Here is a 9,141-nt window from a genome sequence, read left to right on the forward strand (position 1 = left end):
ATCATTTCATAGGCTGTCATGTTTTCTTCACGAACGGGAACTGTATCGAGATTAAGCTGTATTCCTAGATTTCCTTTTGCACCCATTTCAACGGCAGAAGAGGTGAGACCTGCAGCCCCCATATCTTGAATAGCAACCACGGCTCCAAGTTCCATGAGCTCTAAACATGCTTCAAGAAGGCATTTTTCTGTAAAAGGATCGCCGACTTGAACGGTTGGGCGTTTTTCACTGATTGAATCATCAAATTCAGCAGAAGCCATTGTGGCTCCACCGACACCATCTCGCCCTGTTTTTGCACCAAGATAAACAACAGGGAGTCCTATGCCTTGTGCTTTAGAATAAAAAAGGGCATCTGTCTTTGCAATCCCAGCGACAAAAGCGTTAACGAGGATATTGCCATTATAACGTTCATCAAAATTGACTTCTCCACCAACCGTTGGAACACCAAAAGAATTGCTGTAACCCCCTATTCCAGAAACAACGCCAGCAACAAGATGGCGTGTTCGGGGGTGATCTGGAGCACCAAAACGCAATGCATTCATCGCTGCAACAGGACGGGCGCCCATTGTAAAGACATCACGCAAAATACCACCGACACCTGTCGCCGCCCCTTGATAAGGTTCAATATAAGAAGGATGGTTATGACTTTCCATTTTGAAAACAACACATTGTCCTTCACCAATATCGACAACACCAGCATTTTCACCAGGCCCTTGAATGACACACTTCCCTTCTGTTGGAAGAGTTTTGAGCCATTTTTTAGAAGATTTATAGGAACAATGTTCGTTCCACATTGCAGAAAAAATTCCCAGTTCAGTAAATGTTGGTTCTCTCCCGATTAACGTTAGAATACGTTGATATTCATCCTCTTTTAGGCCGTGTTGTGCAATGAGCTCTGGTGTAATTGTGATGTTATTGCAAGGATTCATGAGTATTTATCCGTCAAATTAATCGAAATTTAGCATTTTAATTTTTTAATCTAGCAACTTAGATTATGGAAAACTACGTGGTTTAATCATTAAAATATTCATAGGCTCTAAGCTGAAGATGTTATTCGTTTGGTTGGATGAATTTCAAGACCAAAAAACAATCTTAAATAATTATATGTTTAGAGAATAATCTCCATGGTTATGTGTATAGAATTTTGTTCATAGATTCACAAAGCGAGAAATGATAGAGATCTTCGTTTTTACAATTATAAAGGACAAGAATTTTTGCCGCATCATCCATTGACTAATTCTAAAACACTTTGAAAAAGTAAACGACCATCACTCCCTCCATGAGCGGGTTCAATAAAGTTTTCAGGATGGGGCATCATACCAAGAATATTACCAGCTCTATTAACAATACCAGCAATATTTTTTATTGAGCCGTTAGGGTTTGTATTTTCTGCGTAGCGAAAAACAATTTGTTCATTGTCTTCCATCTGTTTTAATGTTTCATTGTCAGCAAAGTAATTTCCATCATGATGGGCAACAGGACAACGAATAATCTGTCCTTTAGAATAATATCGAGAAAATTTTGTCTTGGCATTAACAACTTCAAGTTTGACTTCACGACAAACAAATTTCAAGGAAGCATTACGCATTAAAGTTCCAGGGAGCAATCCAGCTTCCAACAAAATTTGAAATCCATTACAAATACCTATGATAGTAATACCTTCTTGTGCTTTTTCACGAATAGCTTTTAAGACGGGGGTTCGCGCTCCAATAGCACCACATCTTAAGTAGTCACCATAAGAAAAACCCCCAGGAATAATAATAACATCTACATCTGGAATTGTTGTCTCTGTTTGCCAAATTTTGAGTGGCTCAATTCCTGTTATATGATGCAATGCTGCAACCATATCTTGGTCGCGATTTAATCCAGGAAGTTGAATGATGGCAGTTTTCATGAGCGTTTCACTTAAAGCAGTTCAATAGTATAATTTTCAATGACAGTATTTGCGAGTAACTCTTCACACATCTGCTCAAGTTTTTTCTTTGCGGTTTCAGAAGGTTGGTCATCAAGAACAATATCAAAAACTTTTCCTTGACGAATGGAGTGAATACCTTCGAAAGCTAAACTTTTTAAAGCACCGACAATAGCTTCTCCTTGTGGATCAAGGACACTTTCTCTTAAAGTAACTGTAATGCGTGCTTTCATTTTTTGCTTCCTGTTGTTAAAAGAACCTCTTCTTTGAAGAGGTATATTTATAGAAGGCAGTAATTATTTTACCTTGTGTTTACTTGATACGTTTTTTTACTTTACCAAGACGGGACCACTTGGCCGAGTTGGTTCATTTTCATTCATAAGACCAAGGCGTTTAGCAACCTCTTGATAGGCATTAATAAGTCCCCCCATATCACGACGAAAACGATCTTTATCCATTTTTTCTCGTGTTTGCATATCCCATAGTCGCGCAGAATCAGGTGAAATTTCATCAGCAAGAACAATGCGCATTGTTTCATCTTCCCACAGGCGACCAAATTCCATTTTAAAATCAATTAATTGGATGTTAACTGCGGCAAAAAGCCCAGAAAGAAAATCATTAATACGAATTGAAAGTTGCATGATATCTTCTACTTCTTGTGGGACTGCCCATCCAAAAGCAGTGATATGTTCTTCTGTCACCATGGGGTCATCGAGAGAATCATTTTTATAGTAGAACTCAATGATGGATTGTGGGAGTGGAGTTCCTTCTTCTAATCCTAAACGTTTAGCAAGAGAGCCGGCTGCAACATTTCGAACAACAACTTCCAATGGAATAATTTCCACCGCTTTAATAAGCTGTTCGCGCATATTTATGCGTTTGATAAAATGTGTTGGGATGCCCAAACGTCCAAGATGGCTAAAAATATGTTCCGAAATTCGGTTGTTTAAAACCCCTTTCCCATCGATAATTTCATGTTTTTTGGCATTAAAGGCTGTAGCATCATCCTTAAAAAATTGAATATACGTTCCTGGTTCAGGTCCTTCATATAAAATTTTGGCCTTGCCTTCATAAATACGGTGGCGACGATTCATTATGATTCTCTATTTATCTTGAGAGGTTTTTAATAACATTAGTAAGTGATACTATCCTAATTGGTAGAAATTCTCAATGATATTGCTATGATACTTTTATAATTTTTGTCATGATACGTCTTTCCACAGGCGGAGATGCAGAGACGACGAGAAAAAAGATTAACTCTTTTGGATCAAATTTTTGCAAGAAAGTGAGAGAGGACCATAAGCCCTTCAGGCCAAGGTCCGTGTCCAGATTCTGCATTGATATGCCCAGAATACCCAGCATCAACAAAGAGTGAGCCCCAGTTATTGGCAATTTTTTCTGCTACTGAAAATTGACAAAATTCATCATTGCGGCTGGCGATGACAATAGAAGGAAAAGGCAACTTTTGACGATGATAGGGGCCAAACGTCATTAAATGTTTGGGACGTATTTTCTCATTGGCAACATCAGGAGGTGCAACAAAGAAAGCGCCACAAACTTTTTCCGCATTTTGTATAGTTGCATGAATAGCGGCAGGAACGCCTAATGAATGAGCAATAATCATAACAGGCCTTTGAGCTTGTGTGATGGCGGTTTTAACTTCATTAACCCACTCGTCACAAACAGGCTTTGACCAATGGGCTTGTTCAATACGACGAGCTGTGGATAATTTTTTTTCCCAGCGTGTTTGCCAATGATCTGGACCAGATCCTTTGTAGCCAGGAACAATAAGAATATCGAGTTGATTTGCTTTCATAAATTGTTTTCTTTGTTACAATAGGTTTTTGATCATAGGTGGAATAAATTGGGGCTTTCTATGTTGATTATTGTTCAAAAACACGTTTAAAAATCGTATTGATATGTTTGGTGTGGTAAGAAAGGTCAAATTTTTCTCGAAGCTCTGCTTCACTTAAAGCTTTACTAACATCTTTGTCGTTGAGCAATTCTTCTAAAAAATCTTTTCCTTGTTCCCAAACCTTCATCGCGTTTCGTTGTACGATTCGATACGAATCTTCACGACTTATTCCTGCTTGTGTGAGTGCTAAAAGTACCCGTTGTGAATGAACAAGACCTCGGAATTTATTGAGATTTTTTTGCATGTTTTCCGGATAGACAATGAGATTTTCAATGACCGATGTGAGGCGAGAAAGAGCAAAATCAAGTGTAATTGTTGCATCAGGACCAATATAACGTTCGACAGATGAATGAGAAATATCGCGTTCATGCCAAAGTGCTACATTTTCCATGGCAGGGAGTGCAAATGCACGGACCATACGGGCTAACCCCGTTAAATTTTCTGTTAAAACTGGATTCCGTTTATGAGGCATTGCCGATGAACCTTTTTGCCCTGGAGAGAAATGTTCCTCTGCTTCGAAAACCTCTGTTCGCTGTAAATGGCGTATTTCTATCGCTAACCTTTCAATCGAGGACGCGATAACACCCAGTGTTGCAAAAAACATAGCATGACGATCCCGTGGTATAATTTGAGTGGAAACGGGTTCGGCACGCATTCCTAAAGCTTTTGCGACATGTTCTTCAACGCGTGGATCGATATTGGCAAAAGTTCCTACAGCTCCTGAAATTGCGCAAGTAGAAATTTCTTCACGTGCAGCAAGAAGACGTTTGCGACAACGAGTAAATTCAGCGTATGCGAGAGCAAATTTGACTCCAAATGTTGTTGGTTCAGCGTGAATGCCATGACTTCGCCCAATGGTGATGGTTTCTTTATGTTCAAAAGCACGTCTTTTTAAAGCTTCAAGAAGTTGGTCTATATCCTTGAGCAAGATATCACTTGCACGCATTAATTGAATGCTCAGCGTTGTATCGAGAACATCAGATGATGTCATGCCTTGGTGAATAAAACGTGCTTCTGGTCCAATGAATTCAGCAAGATGGGTTAGAAATGCAATAACATCATGTTTGGTAATGGCTTCAATTTCATCAATACGATTGACATCAAATTCAGCGGCTGCTCCTTTTTCCCAAATGATCTGAGCTGCTTCTTTCGGAATAACCCCTAGTTGAGCAAGGGCATCACAGGCATGGGCTTCAATTTCAAACCAAATACGATATTTCGTTTCAGGAGACCAAATTGTTACCATTTCAGGGCGGGAATAGCGTGCGATCATCATTTTTTTCCTTGTTGTGAGAGGATTGCGGCTTGGCGCAATGCACTCATGCGTGTTTTGTAAAGCTCTTTGTTTCCATTTTTATAAATTGCAGAGCCTGCGACAAATACATTTGCACCAGCTTTTGCAGTTATTCCAATTGTATCAACGGTGATTCCACCATCAACTTCAAGATCAATAGGGCGGTTTGCAATCATGCTTTTAACACGCTTAATTTTATCTTTTATTTCTGGAATAAAATTTTGCCCACCAAAACCGGGATTGACCGTCATAATGAGGATGAGATCCAATTGATCAAGCAAATATTCAAGGACGTGTTCAGGAGTGCTTGGATTGAGTGCAATGCCTGCTTTTTTCCCCATTGCTTTGATTGTTTGGAGTGAACGATGAAGATGGGGACTTGCTTCAGCATGAATGGTTATAATATCTGCCCCAGCTTTTGCAAAAGCTTCCAAATAAGGATCAACAGGTTTGATCATCAGGTGGACATCGAATATTGCTTTGGTTAATGGACGCAGAGCCTTGATGATTTCAGGGCCAAAGGTGATGTTAGGAACAAAGTGCCCATCCATGATATCAAGATGAAGCCAATCTGCACCAGCATCAACAACATCTAATATTTCTTGTCCAAGTTTAGAAAAATCAGAAGCCAAGAGAGAAGGTGAAATGAGAAGAGAATGGGGCATAAAAATCTCCTTGATTGGCTGTTTTTATCACGTCGCCATGTATACACAAATATCTTTTGTGTTATGACAAAAAAGAAAAATACGTATTATAGATCTTTGTTATAGAAAGATCGCTTGAAATTTTAAAGTTTTATAAATGAAAGATATGTCGAATCATAAAACATGGTTGATGCCTCAAATTCAACATAATATTACCGCTTCTTCGCAAGAATATCGAGATGCTATGAGCCATTTTGCAGGTGCTGTACATATTGTGACAACAGATGGCATTAAGGGAAAGCGCGGGGTGACCGTTTCGGCGTGTTGTTCTTTATCAGATAATCCCCCAACTCTTCTTGTTTGTCTCATGCGCCATAATCTGAAGAATCATGTATTTATGGAGAATGGGATTTTTTGTGTTAATAGCTTGGCAGGAAAACATCGTCCATTAGCGGATATTTTTTCAGGGCGTTGCAATGTTCCACAAAATGAGCGCTTTGATGTTGCACAATGGGGGACTTTGCAGACGGGAGCGCCTAGTCTTTCAGATGCTTTAGCATCTTTTGATTGTCGTTTGATTTGTTGGCATGAGCATGCAACCCATTGTGTATTGATTGGTGAAGTTGTTGCAATCAACTGTAGTCACGGAAAAGATGCTTTAATGTATTTGAATCGTGGATATCATACTTTACCTTTATAAAGATTTTTATTTTTTGCATTATTGATGCTCCGTTTAAATTTTAGTGCGCTGAAGAAGGAGGAGGGAGAGGGCTCTGATATTTGTGAATTCTCTTCTTTTTGAGGTTTCTCGATACATGAGAAAGATGATTTTTTGATGATCTTTGATCAAGAGTCCAACTTGAAATCAAAAAAGATATCAAGACTAAACAGCGTATTTAGATATATTTGTAGATTCTTATGAAAAAACATTTTACTCTTGTGCTGTTGTGTATTGCACAATATATAGACCCCACAGAGCAGATGTGGAGGTTTTTTATTGCATGAGCGAAGAGATTGATGGTCAATATCGCCCTAGTGAAGATGAGCCTTTTATGAATGAGCGGCAAAAGGCGTATTTTCGTGCTAAATTGGTTTCTTGGAAGAATGATATCTTAAAAGAAGCGCGTGAGACTTTGGAGAATTTGCAGGAAGAGAATGTTGCTCAACCTGATTTAACTGATAGGGCATCTTGTGAAACTGATCGTACAATTGAATTACGTGCTCGTGATCGTCAGAGAAAACTTATTTCAAAAATAGATGCTGCCTTGGAGCGAATTGATAATGGGACATATGGTTTTTGTGAAGAAACCGGTGAACCCATTAGTTTAAAGCGTCTTGAGGCGCGGCCGATTGCCGTTTTGTCGTTGGAGGCACAAGAACGTCACGAACGACGCGAAAAAGTTTATCGTGATGATTAAAATCATTCGAGCGATAAACAAACGAAGTTCGTAGTGATAAAATTATATGTTTTATTTTGGAGGGGTGGGAATAAATAAAGATGGTTCTTGCCTCCCTTCAATTTCAGCTGTGATTGCTGAATCTTTTATTGCTTGATTCGTAAAAGAAGAAGAGCTTTTATCTGGCGTATCATTTATTTCTGTAAAGGGTGGGGTGGGATGGGTGTGTATTTCTCTCTTTTGTATTCTGGATGTGTTGGTAATATCGGATTCTACAACCACATCTGTTAATCCGCCGATAAGAAGCAAGTGTTCTTTATTATCACAACGGACTAAAACAAGGCGGCGTGTTCGATCTATAGAAATTGCATCACACAATGCTAATCGTGATAGATTTTTTTTTCTATTAATCTTGAATCTTCTCGTAGTTAAATGGCGTAAAAACAAGATAATTATGGTAATAACTGTGATTATTATTATAAAAAACAAAAAACTTATCGTTATATTGGCAGCAGGTACACCGATTTGGTCTGATAACCAGATATACATGGTTTTTCTCCCATTTTGGTATGGAAATTATCATTTTTTATTGAGATAAATTTATAAACATACCCTTAAAAGATTTACTTCAAAGATCAGAAATAAACTCTTTAAGTGAGCTTTCTTAAAAAGATAATATCATAGTATATATTTTATAACAATGAATATAAAGGAAGTTTCTTGGTATAAGAAATAGCTAAATCTAAGGCAAAGAGAGATGGATAAAGGTTTTGAGAATAATGAAAGATCAGCGTCTTCGTCTTCTGTTCGTCGGGGCGTTGTGATTTTCGGTGTTGTTTTTATCTTAGTTTTCTTTTTCATTGTAGGCATCTTAGATTTTTTTTATCCACAAAGCTATTTGCAAAAGGTGGTGGTAGGATCTTTTTTAATTCTAGCAATTATAGGTGTTGCAACACTCGTTTTAAGTGGAATGGGAATTTTAAGATACCGTGCATTGTGGTTGCCTGAAGATTTTGATTTTAGCATCTTTAATAGGAGCGATGATGCAATTGTCATCTCTGATCTTTCTGGTTTTGTTTATTATTCTAATCAAAACTATCAAAAAATTCTGACCTATAAGCCTGAAGAGTCTTGTTATAGGGTTATTGCTGATCTTCCAGGAGCTGGTGCACTTGCCTATCGCTTAAAAGTTGCAGCTTGTAATAATCGCTCAGCGCAAGAAGAGTTAAGAGTAGAGCAACCAATTTTTATCGATTCTACACACAAAAGATCCGTTTGGTATAATATCTCTGTTCAACCTATTACAAAACGGAAGAAAAAGCTTTTACTATGGCGTATTACTGATATTTCGCATTTACAACAAACGCGGGAAGTTTTTTTCTCTAACCTTCAAGAGGCGATTAATCATTTGGATCAAGCTCCTGTTGGTTTTGTATCAGTTAATACACAAGGCACTCTTCTTTATGCCAATGCGGTTTTTGCCGAATGGTTCTCAATTGATTTAGCAAATTTTTCGGTTGGTCAATATCATTTTGATCCATTATTTGAGAGCGTTGGCGCTAAGAGCTCATGGAGTGATATTTGTTTGCAAACAAACAGATATCAAAGTTCAGGTTATTCTGTACCCCATAGATTTTCGTTATGTTTAAATTCATGGACGACTTGTGAGAAAATATTTCATTGTTTTATCTCTGCTTCTTCTCTCTTAGAGGAGGAAGCTGTTTATCGTATTGTGGTTATTCCACAACAAATACAAAAAGAAAAAGAAGAGAATGATCAATCAAAATTACCTCGTATATTAGGTGAATATTTTGATGCGAGTCCTTTTGCAATAGCCGTGGTAAATCGGCAAGGGCAATTGATTCACATGAATAATACTTTTTCATCACTCATGGAATGTAGGGATAAAACGATCAATTTTTATGATATTATTTCTCGGCGTGATTGGGGGTCAGTTAGAGCGTGCATTTCAGAAAATT

General features: G+C 38.0%; 10 protein-coding genes and 1 pseudogene. 3 read left to right on the forward strand and 8 right to left on the reverse strand.

The genetic code is table 11. The features are described 5' to 3' along the window. The 7 genes from BN338_RS06505 to rpe form a co-directional block, all read right to left on the reverse strand. A partial coding sequence (locus tag BN338_RS06505) for an AIR synthase related protein (protein WP_039760240.1) occupies positions 1 to 929 on the reverse strand: 929 nt, incomplete at its 3' end. A gap of 293 nt (positions 930 to 1,222) precedes the next feature. Next, positions 1,223 to 1,894, reverse strand: coding sequence for a phosphoribosylformylglycinamidine synthase subunit PurQ (gene purQ / locus BN338_RS06510; RefSeq protein WP_039760241.1), 672 nt, complete (start codon positions 1,892 to 1,894; stop codon positions 1,223 to 1,225). 11 nt (positions 1,895 to 1,905) lie between these two features. Then, positions 1,906 to 2,145, reverse strand: a complete 240-nt coding sequence (gene purS, locus BN338_RS06515) for a phosphoribosylformylglycinamidine synthase subunit PurS (protein ID WP_012231894.1) — start codon at positions 2,143 to 2,145, stop codon at positions 1,906 to 1,908. A gap of 96 nt (positions 2,146 to 2,241) precedes the next feature. Further along, on the reverse strand, positions 2,242 to 3,006 hold the full coding sequence (purC, locus tag BN338_RS06520) for a phosphoribosylaminoimidazolesuccinocarboxamide synthase (RefSeq protein WP_039760242.1): 765 nt from the start codon (positions 3,004 to 3,006) through the stop codon (positions 2,242 to 2,244). A 173-nt stretch (positions 3,007 to 3,179) separates the two neighbouring features. Then, positions 3,180 to 3,728, reverse strand: a complete 549-nt coding sequence (locus BN338_RS06525) for an RBBP9/YdeN family alpha/beta hydrolase (protein WP_039760243.1) — start codon at positions 3,726 to 3,728, stop codon at positions 3,180 to 3,182. 67 nt (positions 3,729 to 3,795) lie between these two features. Next, positions 3,796 to 5,100 (reverse strand): adenylosuccinate lyase, encoded by a 1,305-nt coding sequence (gene purB / locus BN338_RS06530; RefSeq protein WP_039760244.1) that lies wholly within the window; start codon positions 5,098 to 5,100, stop codon positions 3,796 to 3,798. After that, positions 5,100 to 5,786, reverse strand: coding sequence for a ribulose-phosphate 3-epimerase (gene rpe / locus BN338_RS06535; protein WP_039760245.1), 687 nt, complete (start codon positions 5,784 to 5,786; stop codon positions 5,100 to 5,102). The genes purB and rpe overlap by 1 nt, the downstream gene beginning before the upstream one ends. 145 nt (positions 5,787 to 5,931) lie before the next feature. Here rpe and BN338_RS06540 point away from each other — a divergent pair, with 145 nt between their 5' ends. Beyond that, positions 5,932 to 6,465, forward strand: coding sequence for a flavin reductase (locus BN338_RS06540; protein ID WP_039760254.1), 534 nt, complete (start codon positions 5,932 to 5,934; stop codon positions 6,463 to 6,465). Positions 6,466 to 6,766: 301 nt separating this feature from the next. Next, positions 6,767 to 7,183 carry an RNA polymerase-binding protein DksA gene (gene dksA, locus BN338_RS06545; RefSeq protein ID WP_039760246.1) on the forward strand — a complete coding sequence of 139 codons (417 nt, stop codon included), beginning with the start codon at positions 6,767 to 6,769 and terminating at the stop codon, positions 7,181 to 7,183. Between the two features lie 51 nt (positions 7,184 to 7,234). Here the strand turns inward: dksA and BN338_RS06550 are convergent, their stop codons facing one another. Next, the gene (locus BN338_RS06550; RefSeq protein ID WP_039760247.1) at positions 7,235 to 7,711 is read right to left on the reverse strand and encodes a flagellar biosynthetic protein FliO; all 477 of its coding nucleotides are present in this window, start codon (positions 7,709 to 7,711) and stop codon (positions 7,235 to 7,237) included. 208 nt (positions 7,712 to 7,919) lie between these two features. Between BN338_RS06550 and BN338_RS06555 the strand changes: the two are divergent. Continuing rightward, positions 7,920 to 9,141: pseudogene (locus BN338_RS06555) on the forward strand (PAS domain S-box protein); the annotation flags it as partial.

Origin of the sequence: Bartonella queenslandensis AUST/NH15 (assembly GCF_000312585.1) — a bacterium.
Taxonomy (GTDB): Bacteria; Pseudomonadota; Alphaproteobacteria; order Rhizobiales; family Rhizobiaceae; genus Bartonella; species Bartonella queenslandensis_A.